Origin of the sequence: Microbacterium sp. Leaf151 (assembly GCF_001424225.1) — a bacterium.
In the GTDB taxonomy this organism is placed as follows: domain Bacteria; phylum Actinomycetota; class Actinomycetes; order Actinomycetales; family Microbacteriaceae; genus Microbacterium.
Map to the genome: position 1 here is coordinate 630,406 of NZ_LMOR01000002.1, position 18,194 is coordinate 648,599.

Consider the following 18,194-nt stretch of genomic DNA (forward strand, 5'->3'; position numbering starts at 1 on the left):
TCAGTACGTCCGGAGGAGGTCGGCGAGAACACGTCGACCGAACTCGAGCGCGTCGACGGGGACGCGCTCGTCGACACCGTGGAACATTCCGGTGAAGTCGAGATCGGCGGGAAGTCGCAACGGCGCGAATCCGTAACCGGAGATTCCGAGGGTGGAGAGGGCTTTGTTGTCGGTGCCGCCGCCCATGAGGTACGGCACGACGGGGACACCCGGGTCGTGGCGGTCGAGCTGCGCGATCATCGCGTCGACCAGGTCGCCGGCGAAGGGCACCTCGAGACCGATGTCCTGATGGACGATCTCGATCTCGACGCCGTCGCCGACGATGCGGCGGATGTCCGCCAGCGCGGCGGCCTCGGTTCCCGGCAGCACGCGTACGTCGACCAACGCCTCGGCGCGGTCGGGGATGACGTTGTGCTTGTAGCCGGCGGTCAGTCCGGTCGGGTTCGTCGTGGTGCGCAAGGTGGAGCGGATGAAGCTGGATGCCGCGCCGGTGCGCAACGCGAGCGCGTCGGGATCGCCCGCGTCATCGCCCGTGATTTCGGCGAGTCCCGCCAGGAGCGCGGCGGTCGTGTCGGTCAGGCGGATGGGCCATTCGGTCTTCCCGAGGGCGGTCACCGCCTCGGCGAGACGGGTGACGGCATTGTCGGGGTGCAGACCGCTGCCGTGGCCGGCGCGTCCCCGGGCGATGAGCTTGATCCAGATCAGGGCTTTCTCGCCCACCTGCAGCAGGTACGCACGGCGGTCGCCGACGGCGATGGAGTAGCCACCGACCTCGCTGATGGCCTCGGTGGCGCCGGAGAACCATTCGGGCCGGTCCGAGACGACGCGCGCCGATCCCTCGACGCCGCCGTTCTCCTCGTCGGCGAAGAACGTGACGATCACATCGCGTTCGGGTTGCTCCCCCGCGCGCAGCAGGTCGGCGACGGAGGTGAGGATCATGGCATCCATGTCCTTCATGTCGACGGCGCCCCGACCCCACAGGATGCCGTCGCGGATCTCGCCGGCGAACGGGTCGACGCTCCAGTCTTCGGCGACGGCGGGCACGACGTCGAGGTGCCCGTGCAGGATCAGTGCGGGCTTGTCGGGGTTGCGACCCGGAACGCGGGCGCACACGTTGGTGCGGCGCTCGACCGGCTCGTAGTAGTCGGTGTCGAGGCCCAGCCCCTCGAGGTAGGCGCCGACGTACTCGGCGGCTTCGCGCTCGCCGTTGGCGCGACCGCCACCGAAGTTCGAGGTGTCGAACCGGATGAGGTCGGACGCGACGCGTGCGACTTCGGGGACGACGGTTTCGCGCTCGGACATGCGCACTACCGTACCGGGGCGCGGCGACCTCTCCCGTCGCGCGTCGCCCCGGGGAGGACGGGTGGTGCGCAGCTCGTCGGTACCGCACGCCGTCGTCGGCCGCGTGCGGCCGGTGGGACGCGCCCGGGGCGGGGTACCGGTTCGAGTCGTGGTCTGCGGCGTGGTAATGTCGTTCCTCGTTGCGCAAGCGACAAACACCCAATGCGCGGGTGGCGGAATAGGTAGACGCGCTAGCTTGAGGTGCTAGTGCCCTTTAACGGGCGTGGGGGTTCAAGTCCCCCCTCGCGCACAGAATGACGAAGGCCCCCGGGTTCATCCCGGGGGCCTTCGTCATTGTCTGCGGGAGTGGGAGGATTTCGAACCCGTGCGGGGTTGGGCCCACGCCGGATCCGCTCGTCCGTGCACGACCGCGCCCGCTCATCCGTGACGCCGCGGAAACACCGACGTGACACGACGCGCTTAGCGTCGAGACATGGCTTCCTTCCGTGTGCCCACGATCGATATCTCGGCCTGGGTGGGACCCGGATCGCCCGACGCGCGCGCCGCCGTGGTCGCCGCCGTCGACCACGCGTGCCGCACCGTCGGGTTCATGCAGGTCGTGGGTCATGGCATCCACCCCGCCGTGATCCACGACCTGACGGGCGCTCTCGACCGGTTCTTCACCCTCCCCCTCGACGCCAAGAAGCGGTACGTGCGGCCGGGCGCCGAGAACCGCGGGTACAGCCCCCCGAAGAGCGAGTCGCTGAGCTACAGCCTGGGCGTCGATCCGGTCACTCGGATGAACGACTTCTTCGAGGCGTTCAACGTGGGGACGTCGTGGCGGGAGTATCCGGGAACGACCGCGACGGCATCGGACTACGCCGAGAACACGTGGCCCGACGACGTGGCGGACTTCGAGCCGGCGGTGAGCGCGTACTACGACGAGGCGCGGCGGGTGGCGCAGACGTTGACCCGCGTGTTCGCCGCGGCGTTGCGTGTGTCCGACGACTTCTTCGACGGCATCACCGGGCACTCGATCGACGTGTTGCGGATGAACAACTACGCGCTGCCTCCGGGATCGATCGAGCTGGATGCCGAGCTGACGGGCATGGGCGAGCACACCGACTTCGGACTGGTGACCGTGCTGTGGGCCGATCGCGTCGCTGGCCTGCAGGTGCTCGGGCAGGACGGCTCGTGGAACGACGTCTCGCCGGCGGAGGGGGCGCTGCTGGTCAACCTCGGCGACGTCGCGGCGCGGCTGACGAATGACAAGTGGTTGTCGACGCTGCACCGGGTGAAGCCCCCGGTGGTCGACGGCACGATCGAGCGGCGGCGGTCGGCGGCGTTCTTCCACGACGGCGACGCCGACGCGGTGATCGCACCGCTGCCGCATTTCACCTCGGACGAGGCGCCGGCCCTGTACGACCCGGTGACCGTGCGGGAGCACATCACGGCCAAGCTCGCCGGATCCCGCGCGGGTCGCAAGAACGTCGGCGCCGTGCGCGAGGCGGCGCGGGTGGCGGCGGCCAGCCGCGTCTGAGGAGCGCGCCCGGCGGGGCGGCGGCGCGGCGGGCCGGCCTGCGTCCGCGCATAAACACGATCCGTGCGCAGAAACGCGGTGGCGCCGTGTTTACGCGCACGGATCGTGTTTATCGATGAGAGGGCGGAGACGGGCGGCGGGTCAGGCGGCCGACACGCCGAACAGCAGACCGAGCACGTACGTCACGGCGGCGGCACCGAAGCCGATCGCGAGTTGACGCAGGCCCCGCTTGAGCGGGGACGCTCCCGAGAGCAGACCCACCATCGCGCCGGTGGCCATCAGGGCGATGCCCACGAGCACCAACGCGAGCACGACCGCACCGAGGCCGGACATACCGAAGATCCACGGCAGCACCGGGATGATGGCCCCGGAGGCGAAGAACAGGAAGCTCGAGATCGACGCCCCCCACGCGCTGCCGACGACGTCGTGCGAGGACTGCCCCGGAGCCGCCGCGACCGGAGCGGTTCCCGCCTGCGCGGCAGTGACGGTCTCGCGGGCTTTCGCGAGGGCGGCATCCGGATCCATCCCGCGCGTGCGGTAGACGAGGGCGAGCTCGTTGGCATCCAGATCGAGGTGAGGGAGAGCGGAGTCGGCGAAGTCGCTCTCTTCGGTGGCCTCGAGGAGCTCGCGCTGGGAGCGGACCGACACGAACTCCCCTGCGCCCATCGACAGGGCTCCCGCGAGCAGGCCCGCGATGCCGCTGAAGAGCACGAAGCTGGGAGCGACGCCGGTGGCGCCCACACCCATCACGAGGGCGAGGTTGGAGACCAGGCCGTCGTTGGCGCCGAAGACGGCGGCACGGAAGGTCCCCGAGAGGCGGCGGCGTCCGCGGGCGGCGAGTCCGCGGACCACCTCGTGGTGCACCCGTTCGTCGGCCGCCATCGCCGGGGTCGCGTAGGGCTCGTCGGCGTACGGCGAGCGTGCCTCGGCGTTCTGCGCGAGGGCCAGCACGAAGATGGAGCCGAAGCGGCGGGCCATCCAGGCGAGCATGCGGGTGCTGAGGCCCGCGGACGGCAATCGGTGCGGCTGCTCTCCGAGCAGGTCGATCCAGTGCTGCTCGTGGCGACCCTCGGCCTCGGCGAGCGCCAGCAGGATCTCGCGCTCCTCGCCGCTGCGCCGGGATGCGAGTTCGCGGTAGACGCGCGCCTCGGCGCGCTCGTCGACGAGATAGTGCGCCCAGCGGCGGCGGTCACGGGCGGTGGGGGTGGCGACGGTCGTCACGGGGCTCCTTCGGGTCGTCCCCCACCGTAATGAGGCGGTTCCGCTCCCCCGGGCGCGTCGGCCGATACTGACAGCATTTCGGGCCTCCGAAGCCCGGGAAGACGCGGACGACGACGAGTGGATGCCAGCATTTCGGCGCCGCGAAAGCACGCGGGGCGTCGGCTTCGGTGACGCGGCTGTCCCGTGAGCCACGCGGCGCGTCCCGAGTCACGTGGCCCTCGGGTACCGCGGTGCGCCTCAGGAGTGCACGCGCCGCCGCAGCACGTCGATGCGCGCCTGCAGTTGTGCGACGGTGGCGTGCGAAACGGCGGGACCGCCGCAGATACGCCGGAGCTCGGCGTGCACGAGGCCGTGCGGCTCGCCGCTCTGCCGGGCGTACAGGCCGACCATCGTGTTGAGGAGCTGTCGCTGCTCCTTCAGGGTGCGGTGCAGCGGTGCGGGAAGCCCTCCCTCGTCGACCGGGGGCGGCTCGACGCCGCTCTCCTTCTCGGTCGCCTCGCGAGTGGAGCGGTGGCGCGATTGCCGGGTCGCCCGTGACATGAGCACCTCGTGCACCTGATCGGGCTCGAGGAGGCCCGGGATGCCGAGGAACTCCTCCTCCTCGATGGTTCCCGGGACCGCGAGCTGTCCGAACTCCTGCCCGTCGAAGAGCACCCGGTCGAAGTGGGCGAGCGAGCCGAGCGCCTGATACTCGAACTCCTGCTCGAGCGCGTCGGATGCCTTGTCTTCGCGCTCGGCGGCATCCATCATGTCTTCTTCGGCGTTCCACTGATCTTCCGCGTCGCTGTCGCGGTCGAGGGCGTGGTCGCGCTGCGCCTCCATCTCACCGGCGAGGGCGAGCAGCTGGGGCACGTTGGGCAGGAAGACGCTCGCGGTCTCTCCTCGACGACGGGCACGCACGAAACGGCCGATGGCCTGGGCGAAGAACAGGGGGGTCGAGGCGCTCGTGGCGTACACGCCGACCGCGAGACGCGGCACGTCGACGCCCTCCGACACCATGCGCACGGCGACCATCCACCGGCTCGTGCCCTTCGAGAACGTCTCGATGCGACCCGAGGCCTCGGCTTCGTCAGAGAGGACGACGGTGACTTTCTCGCCGCTGATGTCCTCGAGGATGGCGGCGTAGGCGCGCGCGGCGGTCTGATCGGTCGCGATGACGAGTCCCCCGGCATCCGGGACCGTCTCGCGCACCTCGGTCAGGCGTCGATCGGCGGAGCGGAGGACGGCGGGGATCCAGTCGCCGTTCGGGTCGAGCGCGGTGCGCCACGCCTGCGAGGTGATGTCTTTGGTGTTGTCCTGCCCGAGCTGGGCCTCCATCTCCTCACCCGCCTTGGTGCGCCAGCGCATCTGACCGGCGTACACGAGGAAGAAGACCGGGCGGACGACACCGTCGTCGAGGGCGCGCCGGTAGCCGTAGGCGTAGTCGGTGCGCGAGAGGCGGATGCCCTTGGCGTTCGGGTGGTACTCCACGAACGGGATGGGCGCGGTGTCGCTGCGGAACGGCGTCCCCGAGAGCAGCAGGCGCCGCGTGGCGCGGTTGTAGGCCTCGCGGAGGGCGTCGCCCCAGCTGAGCGCGTCGCCGCCGTGGTGCACCTCGTCGAGGACGACCAGGGTTCTGGCATCCATGGTCAGACGCTGGTGCACCTCGGCTTTGACCGCCACCTGCGCGTAGGTCACCGCGACCCCGTGGTACTGCCGGGACGGCGTCGCGTGGCGATTGGAGAAGAACGGATCGAGTCGGATGCCGACCCTCGCGGCCGCCTCGGCCCACTGGGTCTTGAGGTGCTCGGTGGGGGCCACGACGACGATGCGGTCGATGACTCGGCGGCGCATGAGCTCGGAGGCGAGGCGCAGGGCGAACGTCGTCTTGCCGGCGCCGGGGGTGGCCGCGGCGAGGAAGTCGCGGGGACCTTTGCCCTCGCCGTCGGGTCCGTCGAGCCCGAAATACAGGTCGAGCGCCTCGGCCTGCCACGCGCGGAGGCGCTGGGCGGTTCCCCACGGCGCTCGCTGCGGGAACGAGGGCGAGAGGTGCTCGGCGGCGAAGGAGCCGAAGTGGGGCTCGGCGCCGTCGGCGGGCAGGGGTTCCTCCCCCGGCACCGCATGGTCGGCGACGGGGGCGGTGGCGTGGGCCGGGTCGGGGCTCGCGACGAGGCCGGGGTTCGCTACCGGGTCGGGGCTCGCTACCGGGGCGGGGCTCGCGACGGCGCCGGGGCTCGCGTTATGGCCGGGGCTCGCTACAAGGCCAGGGCTCGCTACAAGGCCAGGGCTCGCTACAAGGCCAGGGTTCGCTACAAGGCCAGGGCTCGCGACCAGACCTGGGCTCGCTACCGGGGCGGGGCTCGCATTATGGCCAGGGCCCGCTACCGGGCCGGGGCTCGCTACCGGGCCGGGGCTCGCGATGTTCGGTCTCTCCGCCGGGGCGGAGACCTCGGTGGGCGGAGGGTTCGGGGTGCGGGCTTCTGCCTCCAGCATCGAACCTCCTTCCCACGCGAGCGCGAACATCCACGATAGGCGGTTCTGCGCTTCTCGGCGTCGTCCTGTGAGCGGTTCCCTGCTCCCGTCGGCGATAAACACGATTCGTGCGCAGAAACGCGACGACGACGTGTTTACGGGCACGAACCGTGTTTATGCGTGGGGGTCCCCGGCACCTGGAACCGGACACTCGGGCGATGTCGGAGGCCGGGGTTAGCCTGGGAGCGGAGGTTTCGAATGACACTCGATCCGCACTCGCCCCGCACCTCGCCCTCGCTCGACAACCCCGGTCCGCACCCGTGGCGGCGCTACGTCGCGTTGGGCGACTCGTTCACCGAGGGCATCGGCGATCCCGTGCCCGACGGCGGTCATCGCGGCTGGGCCGACCGTGTCGCCGAGGTGCTCGCCGCACAGGTCGACGACTTCGCCTACGCGAACCTCGCCGTGCGCGGCAAGCTCATCGCGCAGATCGTCGCCGACCAGATCGAGCCCGCGCTGGCGCTCAAGCCCGACCTGATCACCTTCTCCGCCGGGGGGAACGACGTCATCCGTCCCGGCACCGATCCCGACGCGGTCTCGCAGCAGTTCGAGGACGCCGTCGTGCGCCTCCGCCGCGACGATGCGACCGTCGTGGTGTTCACGGCCATCGACACCGAATTCACGCCCGTGTTCCGCGGCATCCGGGGCAAGGTGGCGATCTACAACGAGAACATCCGCGCGATCGCCGACGCCCACGACTGCGTCGTCGCCGATCAGTGGGGGCTGAAAGAGGTGCAGGACATGCGCTTCTTCGACGATGACCGACTGCACTACAACGCGCTCGGCCACCACGAGGTGGCTCGCATGGTATTGCGCGCGTTGAACGTTCCCAACGACCTCCAGCCGCACCAGCCGGAAGCCCTCACGGCCACCACATGGCGCGCCGCGAGAGAGAAAGACCTGGTGTGGGCGCGTTCGTACCTCATGCCCTGGGTGCTGCGACGCCTGCGACACCAGTCGTCGGGCGACCACGTGCACGCCAAACGACCCGAGCCGCTGCCCATGACGACGCTCGCCCCGGGAAGGGATGCCACAGCGTCGCCCGAGACGCCGGTGTGACGGCCGTGTCGACCGACGCTCCCGCCCCGCTGCCCGACGCCGTACGGGCGCTTCTCCAGGTCGCTGACGCCGACACCCTGCTACGCGACGCCGAGTCTCTCGCCGCGGCGCTGACCGATGCCGGGTGGACGCCCGAGGTCGAGAGCGGTCGCTTCGGTACGGATGACGGGGACTTGCTCTCGTCGGCGTGGGCGCCCAACGTCTCGGTGTTCTTCGAGGGCGACGAAACCGAGATCCGCATGCGGGCGCAGGCGGTGGCGTCTTTCCTGTCCTCCCGGCCCGAACGCTGGTCCTTCCGCACCGACGGAGACGACTGGTCGGGGTGGACGCTCCACGACACCCGCTGGACGATGGGTGACTGGATGGCCACGTACCCCTTGGAATGGCGCGGCGGCGACGTGGTCATCTCTCTGTACGTACGGCCCGATCACCAGCCGGGAAAGGTGCTCGCGCCGGCGAATCTGCACCTCGCGATCGAGCGCGAGGACACGCCGGAAGACGGACTTCCCCGCGACGATGACCGTGCCCGCCGCGTTCTGCGCGCCGGATCGGTCATCGACCGGTGGTACCTGGCCGGAGAGCAGGAGCTCCCCGATGATGTGATCACCGCGCTCGAGAACGACCCCGACTCCCGGGTACGCGCCGCCGCGGAGTCGGAGCGCTGGTATCGCGAGCGAACGGTGACCGGGCCGCCGCCCTCTCCCGACGGCGAGGGGCCGGGCCGGCCGGGACCTCCCGCTCATTTCTCTGCAAGGTAGCGGCGCCGCCTCAGCGGCTGCCTCGCGTGAATCAGCGCCGGGCCGGCCAGGACCTCCCGCTCATTTCTCTGCGAGGTAGCGGCGCCGCCGTTCAGCGGCCGCCTCGCGTGGATCAGCGCCGCCCGCGCCCCAGCTCCCACAGCGCGACCGCGCTCGCCGCGGCGACATTGAGGGAGTCCACGCCCCCGGCCATCGGAATCGTCACGATCGAGTCGGCAGCGGCGAGCGCGCTTCGGCTGAGCCCGTCGCCCTCGGCGCCCAGCAGCAGGGCGACGCGCTCGTGCCCGGCGGCCGAGAACGCGTCGAGGGTGACGGCGTCGTCGGAAAGCGCGAGGGCTGCGAGATGCAGGCCCGCGTCGACCAGTTGGGGCTTCGCCTCCGACCATTCGGGGAGTCGCGTCCACGGCACCTGGAACACCGTGCCCATGCTCACGCGAACGCTGCGTCGGTACAGCGGGTCGGCGCAGCGCGGCGTGACGAGCACGGCATCCGCTCCGAGGGCGGCCGCCGACCGGAACGCGGCACCGATGTTGGTGTGGTCGACGATGTCTTCGAGCACCACGACCAGTCGCGCTCCGGCGACGACCTCGGCGACGGATGCGAGGGCCGGACGGTGCATGGATGCCAGGAGCCCCCGGTGCACGGCGTACCCGGTGACCTGCTCGGCGACCTCGGCCCGGACGACGTACACCTCGGCATCCTCGCCCACGAGGGCGACGGCGTCGGTGAGGAACTTCTCCTGCACGAGGACCGAGCGGGGTCGATGACCGGCGCGGAGCGCGCGGTCGAGCACCTTGGACGACTCGGCGATGTAGAGGCCACCCGCCGGCTCCGTCACGCGGCGCAGCGACACGTCGGTGAGGTCGCGATAGTCGGCGAGACGCGGGTCGTCGGCGGAGTCGAGGGAGATGACGGGCATCGTCCCATCGTGCCAGCCGAGCACAGGATGCCGGACGCGGGAGGTGTGCGACGCCCACCGTGCGAGCCGGTGTCGGCGCCCCACCTTAGACTCGGTGCGACGGAGGTGTGCATGACCGACACGACGAAGGATGCCGGGTTCTCGGCATCCATCGATCGGGCTGTCGAGGTGCTCGCCGGCCGGCGCATCGCGGTGCTGACCGGCGCGGGTGTGTCGACGGATTCGGGGATCCCCGACTACCGCGGCAAGGGCGCGCCGACGCGCACGCCGATGACCGCGCAGCAGTTCCTCGCCAGCGCCGACGCCCGCCGCCGTTACTGGGTGGGCAGCCACCTCGGGTGGAAGGTGTTCGCCGCGGCCGAGCCGAACGACGGGCATCGCGCTCTTGCCGACCTCGAGGCCGCGGGGGTGGCGAACGGTGTCGTGACGCAGAACGTCGACGGCCTGCACGTGCGCGCGGGCAGCGGGCGGGTCGTCGAGCTGCACGGCACCATGCGCCGCGTGGGCTGCCTGCAGTGCGGGCAGGTGTTCGACCGTCGCGACCTCGCCGAGCGCGTCGAGGCCGATAACCCGTGGATCAGCCTTCCCGAGAACGTCGAGCTGGGTCCCGACGGCGACGTGACGCCGGCATCGGCCGACGGCTTCGTCGTTCCGGTGTGCTCGGTGTGCGGCGGCACGCTGAAGCCCGACGTGGTGTTCTTCGGCGAGTACATCCCGGTCGAGAAGTTCCGTGAGGCCGAGCAGCTCGTGCACACCAGCGACGCGCTCGTGGTGGCGGGGTCGTCGCTCGTGGTGAACTCCGGCATCCGGCTTGTGGAGCGCGCTCGACGCAAGCGCCTGCCGGTCGTGATCGTCAACAGGGGTGAGACCCGTGCCGACCAGCGGGCAACGGTGAAGGTCGACGGCGGAACGACCGACGCCCTCCGCGCGCTCGCAGAACGACTGCCCGGGCTGCTCTGACAGCCCGCATCTCCTCCGCGCCCCACGTCTCCGACGCGAGCTCACGGGAGGGTCCGCTCGCGGGGCCGGACCGACTGATCCCCCGCTCCGTTAGGCTCGACCGGTGACGATCCTGACCCTTGTGCGACACGGTGAGACCGACTGGAACTCCGGGGGGCGCATCCAGGGCTCGACCGACATCCCCCTGAACGACACCGGCCGCGGCCAGGCACGCGAACTCGCCGAGCGTCTCGCGACCGAGTACGCCGGCCGTGAGGTGGTCATCGTCTCGAGTGATCTCTCGCGCGCGGCCGAGACCGCCGACGTGATCGCCGCGGCCCTGGGCACGACCGTGAGCAGGCGGATGCCGGGACTGCAGGAACGTTCCTACGGCGACGCCGAGGGACTCGACGTCGCCACCTTCTCCGAGACCTACGGTCCGTGGCATGCCGCCGACGTGCCGAACGCCGAGACGTGGCCGGTGGTGCGGGAACGCGCGCTCGTCGCCCTCGCCGAGGTCGTCGCCGAGACACCCGAGGGTGTCGATGTCATCGCGGTCGCGCACGGCGCGCTGATCCGCGAGGTCATCATGTTCGCCACCGACGGGGCGTTCCCCCGCGAGGGCGAGCGCCTGCCCAACTGCTCGGCCACCACGTTCCGCCTCGACGGCGACGCCTGGGAGATGCTGGCCTACGCCGGCGTCGCGAGCTGACAAGGCCTCCGGGGGGCGTCGGCCTCGCCCGGTCCTGGGTCCGCCGCAGCGACCGCGACGCGTGCCCGACCACCTCCGCGTGCGCGTGCCCGCTACTCTCGCGCACGCTGCAGCAGCAACCGGGCGTGACGCAGCATCGGCTCGTCGATCATCCGCCCTTCGTAGCGGAAGGCGGCGAACTCGCCCCCCGCGGCCTCGAGCACGCCTCGCGCCCACGCGACCTCCGCGGGCGGCGGCACATACGCGTCGCGGATCGTCGCGACCTGCCCCGGGTGGATGCACGCGGTGGCCACGAACCCTGAGGCCGCGGCATCCCGAGCCTCCGATGCGAGTCCCTCGAGATCGGCGATGTCGACGTGCACCGCGTCGATCGCGCGCTTGCCGGACGCTCCCGCCGCCAGTAGCACGCGGGCCCGGGCCACGCGGGCGACGTCACGGTAGGTGCCGTCGGGGAACCGGCTCGAGGTGCCGCCGAGGCTGGCGACGAGGTCTTCGGCTCCCCACATGAGCGCCACGACCTGCGGCAGCGCCGCGAGCTGCTCCGCGGCGGCGACCCCGCGCGCGGTCTCGCACAGGGCGATCACGTCGTAGTCGGCGAGCGGAGCGAGGGATGCCGGGTCTTCGGCCTTCGCGACCATGACCGTCTGCACGCGGGTCTGCCCGAGGGCGGCGACATCACGCGGGAAGTGGGGCGTCTCGGGCCCGTTCACTCGCACGATCACGCGATCGGGGTCGGGGTCTGCTCTGACCATCGCCTCGCGGGCAACGGTCTTGGCGTGCGGAGCGACGGCGTCTTCGAGGTCGACGATGGCGGCATCCGCTCGTTCCAGCGCCTTCGGCAGCCGTTCCGGGCGGTCCCCGGGAACGAACAACAGGGCCGGCCCGAGACCGAACGGGGTTCGCGTGTCGGACGCCTCGCTCACTCCGCGCCGTCCTTCGCCCACACCAGCACGGTGCGCGTGGCGGTGACGACCACCTCGTCGTTCTGCGAGCAGCCCGTGTGGGCGAGCACGACGACCCCCTGCCCCGGGCGGGATGCCGAGGGCCGCACCGACACCACCTCGGTCTCGGCCGTGAGTGTGTCGCCGACGAACAGCGGCGCGGGGAAACTCACATCGGTGAGGCCCAGTTGCGCGACGAGCGTTCCCTGCGTCAGCTGCGCCACGGAGAGGCCGATGAGCGTGGACAGCGTCCACATCGAGTTCACGAGCGGACGGCCGAACGGCTGGGTCGCCGAGAACGCGGCATCCAGATGCAGGGCCTGCGTGTTCATCGTGAGGGTGGTGAACAGCACGTTGTCGGCGTCGGTGACGGTGCGCCCCGGTCGGTGCGCGTACTTCTCACCGACGACGAACTCCTCGAGGAAAAGGCCGCGCTGCTCGATCATGCGGCAACGGTACCGGTGAGTCCCAGCGCACGCGAGATCACCATGAGCTGCACCTCGGTCGTCCCCTCGCCGATCTCGAGGATCTTCGAGTCGCGGTAGTGACGCGCGACGGGGTACTCGTTGATGAACCCGTTTCCGCCGAACACCTGCGTCGCATCACGTGCGTTGGCCATCGCGGCGTCGCTCGCGGTCATCTTCGCCACCGCGGCATCCACCGAGAACGGCTTGCCAGCGTCGCACAGGCGCGCGGCGTGCACCCAGGCGAGACGCGCGGTGTGCACGCGGGCATGCATGCGCGCGAGCAGGAACTGCATGCTCTGACGCGTCGACAGCCGCTCGCCGAACACGACGCGGCTGCGGGCGTAGTCGACGGCCGCTTCGAGGCAGCCCTCGGCCGCGCCCGTGGCGAGGGCGGCGATGGCCACGCGACCCTCGTCGAGCGTGCGGAGGAAGTTCTTGAGGCCGTGACCCTGTTCGCCCAGCAGGTTCGACGCGGGGACGCGCACACCGTCGAAGGTGAGCGGGTGGGTGTCGCTGGCGTTCCAGCCGACTTTGTCGTAGGCGGGGCCGACGGTGAATCCGGGCGTGCCGTTGGGCACGATGATCGTCGAGATCTCGGGGCGGGCGCCGGTGCGGCCGGTGACGGCCGTGACGGTCACGAAGCGCGTGATGGCGGTGCCGGAGTTGGTGATGAATTGCTTCGACCCGTCGATCAGCCATTCGTCGCCGTCGAGCCGCGCCGTGGTGCGCGTGGCCCCGGCGTCGCTGCCGGCCTCCGCTTCGGTGAGCCCGAACCCGGCGAGCGCGCGACCGGCCACGAGGTCGGGGAGGTATTCGGCCTTCTGCGCCTCGGTGCCGTACCGGTAGATCGGCATGGCGCCGAGGCCCACTCCTGCTTCGAGGGTGATGGCGAGCGACTGGTCGACGCGGGCGATACCCTCGATCGCGACGCAGAGGCTGGCGTATTCGCCGCCCTGCCCGCCGACCTCCTCGGGAAAGGGCAGGCCGAACAGGCCGAGCTCACCCATCTGCGCGACGATGTCCAGCGGTAGCTCGTGCGCGCGGTCGGCCTCGTAGGAGCGGGGCGCGATCACCTCGTCGGCGAACTCGCGCACCATCGCGCTGAGTTCTCGCTCGTCGTCGGTGAAGGACTGCTGGGTGTCGATGCTCACGGGAGGGTCTCCTTGTGGGAAGGGATGAGGGCGGATGCCGGGATGTCGGCGGGATCGTGCGGTCCGGGTCGCGCGCGAGCTCCGGTGGCTGCAACAGCGCCGGTGGCTGAGCCTGTCGGAGTCCCCGGCGCCGGGGCACCGGGGGCCCCAGGCCCATCGACGGGCGTAGGAACCTCGGCTCCCGGCGTCACCGTCGCCACCACCGCATCGCGGGCGACCTGGGCGCCCGCCGTCGTGCGCAGCAGCACCGTGCCGGCGTGCGGTGCGATGACGGTGTGCTCCATCTTCATGGCCTCGATCGTGACGAGCCGGGCACCGGCCTCGACGACGTCCCCGTCGGCGATGTGCACCGCGACGACGGTTCCGGGGAGAGGAGCGACGAGCTCGGGGTCGACGGCTCCGGGCGCTCGGCCCGCGGCGGCTCGGCGACGCGCAGCGGCGTCCCGGCGCGAGACCACCCGCAGCCGATGCGCTCCGCCCGCTGCGTGCACCCAGTACTCGACCGGACCGCCCGTCACGCGAGCGTCGACCTCGGCCGGCGCGACCGCGTGGATTCGTCCGGCATCGTCTTCCAGCGCCACCGAGCGAGGGCATACCGCTCCCCCGGCTCGCCAGGCGCCGATGCGATCCCAGACCGAGCCGTCGCCCACACTCCCGGCATCCGGACCCGACACCACCCGCGCGGCCACCGCCGCGAGCGCACCCTCCGTCGGCTGCGGCACGTCGGGCGTTCCCCGCCGGTCGAGGAGCCCGGTGTCGAGGTCACCCGCGCGCACGGCGGGGTCGGCGAGCAGGGCCCGCAGGTCGGCGATGTTGGTGTCGACGCCGAGCACGACGGTCTCGGCGAGCGCGGCATCGAGCCGGGCCAGCGCGGTCGGCCGGTCGGGGCCGTGCGCGATGATCTTCGCGATCATCGGGTCGTAGTGGGCGCTGACGACGCTGCCGGTCTCGACCGCGCTGTCGATGCGGGCGGATCCCGGATGCCACAGTGTGACGGTCCCGGTCGCGGGGAGGTATCCGCGGGACGGTGTCTCGGCATACACCCGCGCTTCGACTGCGTGACCGTGGAGACGGACCTCCGGCAGGTCGAGCGCGTACCCGGCGGCGACCCGCAGTTGCTGCTCCACGAGGTCGATGCCGGTCACGAGCTCGGTGACGGGGTGCTCGACCTGCAGGCGCGTGTTCATCTCGATGAAGAAGGGCTCGTCGAGCCGGTCGCCGGCGACGAGGAACTCCACGGTCCCCGCTCCGAGGTAGCCGACGCTGCGGGCGGCGGCGACGGCGGCCGCACCGAGGCGCGCGCGGGTGTCGGCATCCACCACCGACGAGGGGGCCTCTTCGATCACCTTCTGGTGCCGCCGTTGCAGCGTGCACTCGCGTTCGCCGAGCGAGAGGGTCGTACCGTGCGCGTCGGCGAGCACCTGCACCTCGATGTGGCGCGGGCGTTCCAGCAGCCGTTCGAGCAGCAGGGTGTCGTCGCCGAACGCGGCCGTGGCCACGCGGCGGGCGGTGGCGAGCGCGTCGGCGAGGTCGTCGGGGCCGGTGGCCACCGTCATCCCCTTGCCGCCGCCGCCGGCGGAGGGCTTCACGAGCAGGGGGAAGCCCGCTCTCCCGGCCTCGGCGGTGATCTGGGCATCGGAAAGACCGTTCGCCGAGAACCCCGGCACGACCGGCACGTCGTGGGCGGCGACGTGTGCTTTCGCGCGGATCTTGTCGCCCATGACCTCGAGCGCTTCGACGCCCGGCCCCACGAACACCACGCGGGCTTCGGCGCACGCGCGCGCGAAACGGGCGTTCTCGCTGAGGAACCCGTATCCCGGGTGCACGGCATCGGCACCGGACGACGCCGCGGCGGCGACGACGGCGTCGACGTCGAGGTATGACGGCACGCGCACGGCGTGGTCGGCCTCGCGCACGTGGGGAGCCTCGGCATCCACGTCGGTGTACACCGCGACCGAGCGGATGCCGAGCCGGCGCAGGGTGCGGAACACCCGGCGCGCGATCTCGCCGCGGTTGGCGACGAGGACGCAGTCGAAGGGACGGGGAGCGCGTGAGCCGTGCACATCTGTCATCGGGATCACATCCGGAAGAGGCCGAAGCCCCGGTCGGCCAGGGGCACCCGGCTGACGACTTCGAGTGCGAGCCCGAGCATCGTGCGAGTGTCGACGGGGTCGATCACGCCGTCGTCCCAGAGCCGCGCGGTGGCGTAGTAGGGGTCGCCCTGCTCGTCGTACCGGGCGCGGATGGGCTGCTGGAACGCCCGGTCGTCGGCATCCGTCCATTCCTGTCCGCGCGCGGCACGCTGATCGCGCTGCACGGTGGACAGCACGGATGCCGCCTGCGCGCCGCCCATGACCGAGATGCGGCTCGCGGGCCAGGTCCACAGGAACCGGGGGTCGTAGGCCCGCCCGCACATCGCGTAGTTGCCGGCGCCGTAGGAGCCTCCGACGAGGACGGTGAGCTTGGGGACGCGGGTGGTGGCGACCGCGGTGACCATCTTGGCGCCGTCTTTCGCGATGCCGCCGGCCTCGGCGTCCCGTCCGACCATGAATCCGGTGATGTTCTGCAGGAACAGCAGGGGGATGCCGCGCTGGTCGGCGAGCTCGATGAAGTGCGCGGCCTTGAGCGCCGATTCGCTGAAGAGCACGCCGTCGTTGGCGATGACGCCCACGGGGTGACCGTGCAGGCGTGCGAAGGTCGTGATGACGGACTCGCCGTACAGCGCCTTGAACTCGTGCAGGGAGCCTGCGTCGACGAGGGTGTCGATGACGGCCCGCATGTCGACGGGCTGGGTGACGTCGACCGGAACGATGTCGTAGAGGTCCTCCGGCGGTCGTACCGGGGCGTGGGCGGTGCGCACCTCCCACACCGGTGCGGGGGTCGGGGGCAGGGTGGCGACGATGTCGCGCACGATCTCGAGCGCGTGCTCGTCGTCGTCGGCGAGGTGGTCGACGACGCCCGATCGGCGGGCGTGCAGGTCGCCGCCGCCGAGCTGTTCGGCCGTGACGTCTTCGCCGATCGCGGCCTTCACCAGCGGCGGGCCGCCCAGGAACACCGTCCCCTGGTTCCGGACGATGACGCTCTCATCGCTCATCGCGGGGACGTAGGCACCGCCGGCCGTGCACGAGCCCATGACCGCGGCGATCTGCGGCACGCCCGCGGCCGACAGTTGCGCCTGGTTGCGGAAGATGCGGCCGAAGTGGTCGCGGTCGGGGAACACCTCGTCCTGGAGGGGCAGGAACGCCCCACCCGAGTCGACGAGGTAGATGCAGGGCAGGCGGTTCTCGAGCGCGATCTCCTGCGCGCGCAGGTGCTTCTTCACCGTGAGGGGGAAATACGCCCCGCCCTTCACCGTCGCGTCGTTGGCGACGACCATCACGTGTCGCCCGTGCACGAGTCCGATGCCGGCGACGACGCCCGCGGCGGGGGCACCGCCGTCGTACAGGCCGTGGGCGGCCAGCGGAGCGACCTCGAGGAAGGGGCTGCCCTCGTCGACCAGACGGTCGATGCGGTCGCGGGCCAGGAGCTTACCGCGGGCCGTGTGGCGTTCGCGCGCAACGTCCGAGCCGCCGCGGGCGGTGCGGGCGAGGGTCTCGCGGAGGGCCTGGGCGAGGCTCCGTTGCGTCGGCCGCGTGTCGTCGGCGCGCCGGGAGACGTCGGGGGTGTCGGCGGCCGGAGGTGTTGCGATGACCGGTGCTGTGCTCATGGCGGCTCCGTCTCGGGCCCGCATCGTCGACGAGCCCGTCCAATTCAGTTAATGTTGGCTAACTGAGATCACAGGCTAACCCGACAGGATGCCGATGACAAGAGCACGCGACGAGCCCCCGGCCGCGACCATCCGACGCACCGGCGCAGACACCGAGATGTCACGTCCGGCCGCGACGCACGCCGTCTTACCCGCTCCGGCGAGCGCCCCCGGCACTTCCCGCGATCGTGCGAAGGCCGAGCGCCGCACCGCCCTTCTCGCGGCCGCCGCGCGCCTGTTCGCCGAGCGCGGCTTCGACGGCGTCACGCTCGAAGACATCGGTGCCGCCGTGGGGGTGAGCGGCCCCGCGGTGTACCGCCACGTCGCCGGAAAGCAGGCCCTCCTCGGCGCGATCCTCGTCGACGTCAGTGAACGCCTGCTCGCCGGCGGCCGCGCGGCCACCGACGCCGCCCAGGGCACCGGCACGACGGCAGACACTGCCCCCTCCATCCGGGGCGCAGGCGCCGCCGCGGCCACCGGCGCCGACACTCCCACCGCGACCGTAACGGCGGATGCCGGCGTCGACACGCCGTCCCGGCGGCCCGCGGACCGGCGTGTCGACGAATCCCTCCGCGGGCGTACGCACCCGGCATCCGTTCCCCTCCACGCCCTCGTCGAGTTCCACGTCGCGTTCGCGCTCGCCGAGGCCCCCGTCATCCGGGTTCAGGACCGCGACCTCGACCGTCTCTCCCCCGACGACCGCCGCACCGTGCGCCACCTGCAGAACGCCTACGTCGACGTATGGACCGAGGCCCTCGCGCGCGAGTTCCCGGATGCCGAGTCCCCGGCCGAGCGACGAGTGCGGGCGCTCGCGTGCTTCGGGCTCATCAACTCCACACCTCACAGCGTCCGCGGTGTCCCCGATGCCCGAGTTCGCCCCACGCTGACACGCATGGCCCTCGCCGCCTTGTCGGCCTGACCCCCGCACCGGCCCGGCCCCGCCCGCCACG

The 18,194-nt window shown here is 71.5% G+C and carries 15 protein-coding genes and 1 tRNA gene; 7 read left to right on the top strand and 9 right to left on the bottom strand.

What is annotated here, in order from left to right:
* Positions 1 to 1,302, bottom strand: a complete 1,302-nt coding sequence (locus tag ASF76_RS07030) for a M20/M25/M40 family metallo-hydrolase (protein WP_055955019.1) — start codon at positions 1,300 to 1,302, stop codon at positions 1 to 3.
* A gap of 203 nt (positions 1,303 to 1,505) precedes the next feature.
* On the opposite strand from ASF76_RS07030, the gene ASF76_RS07035 reads away from it, so the two are divergent.
* Together ASF76_RS07035 and ASF76_RS07040 are read left to right on the top strand one after the other, a co-directional pair.
* Positions 1,506 to 1,591 (top strand) — tRNA-Leu (locus ASF76_RS07035).
* Positions 1,592 to 1,774: 183 nt separating this feature from the next.
* Complete coding sequence (locus ASF76_RS07040) at positions 1,775 to 2,821, top strand: isopenicillin N synthase family dioxygenase (protein WP_055955023.1); 1,047 nt, start codon at positions 1,775 to 1,777, stop codon at positions 2,819 to 2,821.
* Positions 2,822 to 2,962: 141 nt separating this feature from the next.
* On the opposite strand, the gene ASF76_RS07045 is transcribed toward ASF76_RS07040, so the two are convergent.
* Positions 2,963 to 4,042 carry a VIT1/CCC1 transporter family protein gene (locus ASF76_RS07045; protein WP_055955026.1) on the bottom strand — a complete coding sequence of 360 codons (1,080 nt, stop codon included), beginning with the start codon at positions 4,040 to 4,042 and terminating at the stop codon, positions 2,963 to 2,965.
* 237 nt (positions 4,043 to 4,279) lie between these two features.
* Positions 4,280 to 6,139, bottom strand: coding sequence for a DEAD/DEAH box helicase (locus tag ASF76_RS07050; RefSeq protein WP_235561249.1), 1,860 nt, complete (start codon positions 6,137 to 6,139; stop codon positions 4,280 to 4,282).
* Between the two features lie 612 nt (positions 6,140 to 6,751).
* Here ASF76_RS07050 and ASF76_RS07060 point away from each other — a divergent pair.
* Together ASF76_RS07060 and ASF76_RS07065 are read left to right on the top strand one after the other, a co-directional pair.
* Positions 6,752 to 7,612 (top strand): SGNH/GDSL hydrolase family protein, encoded by an 861-nt coding sequence (locus ASF76_RS07060; protein WP_055955034.1) that lies wholly within the window; start codon positions 6,752 to 6,754, stop codon positions 7,610 to 7,612.
* Entirely contained in the window at positions 7,609 to 8,370 is a 762-nt protein-coding gene (locus ASF76_RS07065; protein ID WP_055955037.1) for a hypothetical protein, read from the top strand. Before ASF76_RS07060 ends, ASF76_RS07065 begins: the two co-directional genes overlap by 4 nt.
* Positions 8,371 to 8,482: 112 nt before the next feature.
* Here the strand turns inward: ASF76_RS07065 and ASF76_RS07070 are convergent, their stop codons facing one another.
* Positions 8,483 to 9,289 (bottom strand): TrmH family RNA methyltransferase, encoded by an 807-nt coding sequence (locus ASF76_RS07070; RefSeq protein ID WP_055955041.1) that lies wholly within the window; start codon positions 9,287 to 9,289, stop codon positions 8,483 to 8,485.
* Between the two features lie 111 nt (positions 9,290 to 9,400).
* Here ASF76_RS07070 and ASF76_RS07075 point away from each other — a divergent pair, with 111 nt between their 5' ends.
* Both ASF76_RS07075 and ASF76_RS07080 read left to right on the top strand, forming a co-directional pair.
* Positions 9,401 to 10,249 carry a Sir2 family NAD-dependent protein deacetylase gene (locus ASF76_RS07075; protein WP_055955044.1) on the top strand — a complete coding sequence of 283 codons (849 nt, stop codon included), beginning with the start codon at positions 9,401 to 9,403 and terminating at the stop codon, positions 10,247 to 10,249.
* 103 nt (positions 10,250 to 10,352) lie between these two features.
* The gene (locus ASF76_RS07080) at positions 10,353 to 10,940 is read left to right on the top strand and encodes a histidine phosphatase family protein (protein ID WP_055955047.1); all 588 of its coding nucleotides are present in this window, start codon (positions 10,353 to 10,355) and stop codon (positions 10,938 to 10,940) included.
* Positions 10,941 to 11,032: 92 nt separating this feature from the next.
* On the opposite strand, the gene ASF76_RS07085 is transcribed toward ASF76_RS07080, so the two are convergent.
* The 5 genes from ASF76_RS07085 to ASF76_RS07105 are packed head-to-tail and all read right to left on the bottom strand — an operon-like array spanning position 11,033 to position 17,205.
* Entirely contained in the window at positions 11,033 to 11,863 is an 831-nt protein-coding gene (locus tag ASF76_RS07085; RefSeq protein ID WP_055955049.1) for an HpcH/HpaI aldolase/citrate lyase family protein, read from the bottom strand.
* Positions 11,860 to 12,327, bottom strand: a complete 468-nt coding sequence (locus ASF76_RS07090; RefSeq protein WP_055955052.1) for a MaoC family dehydratase — start codon at positions 12,325 to 12,327, stop codon at positions 11,860 to 11,862. The genes ASF76_RS07085 and ASF76_RS07090 overlap by 4 nt, the downstream gene beginning before the upstream one ends.
* Positions 12,324 to 13,499, bottom strand: coding sequence for an acyl-CoA dehydrogenase family protein (locus ASF76_RS07095; protein ID WP_082484901.1), 1,176 nt, complete (start codon positions 13,497 to 13,499; stop codon positions 12,324 to 12,326). The genes ASF76_RS07090 and ASF76_RS07095 overlap by 4 nt, the downstream gene beginning before the upstream one ends.
* Complete coding sequence (locus ASF76_RS07100) at positions 13,496 to 15,571, bottom strand: acetyl/propionyl/methylcrotonyl-CoA carboxylase subunit alpha (RefSeq protein WP_082484902.1); 2,076 nt, start codon at positions 15,569 to 15,571, stop codon at positions 13,496 to 13,498. The genes ASF76_RS07095 and ASF76_RS07100 overlap by 4 nt, the downstream gene beginning before the upstream one ends.
* A gap of 5 nt (positions 15,572 to 15,576) precedes the next feature.
* A complete protein-coding gene (locus tag ASF76_RS07105) occupies positions 15,577 to 17,205 on the bottom strand; it encodes a carboxyl transferase domain-containing protein (RefSeq protein WP_082484903.1) in 1,629 nt (542 codons plus the stop codon).
* Positions 17,206 to 17,362: 157 nt separating this feature from the next.
* On the opposite strand from ASF76_RS07105, the gene ASF76_RS17435 reads away from it, so the two are divergent.
* Entirely contained in the window at positions 17,363 to 18,163 is an 801-nt protein-coding gene (locus tag ASF76_RS17435) for a TetR/AcrR family transcriptional regulator (protein WP_055955443.1), read from the top strand.
* Positions 18,164 to 18,194: the final 31 nt, after the last annotated feature.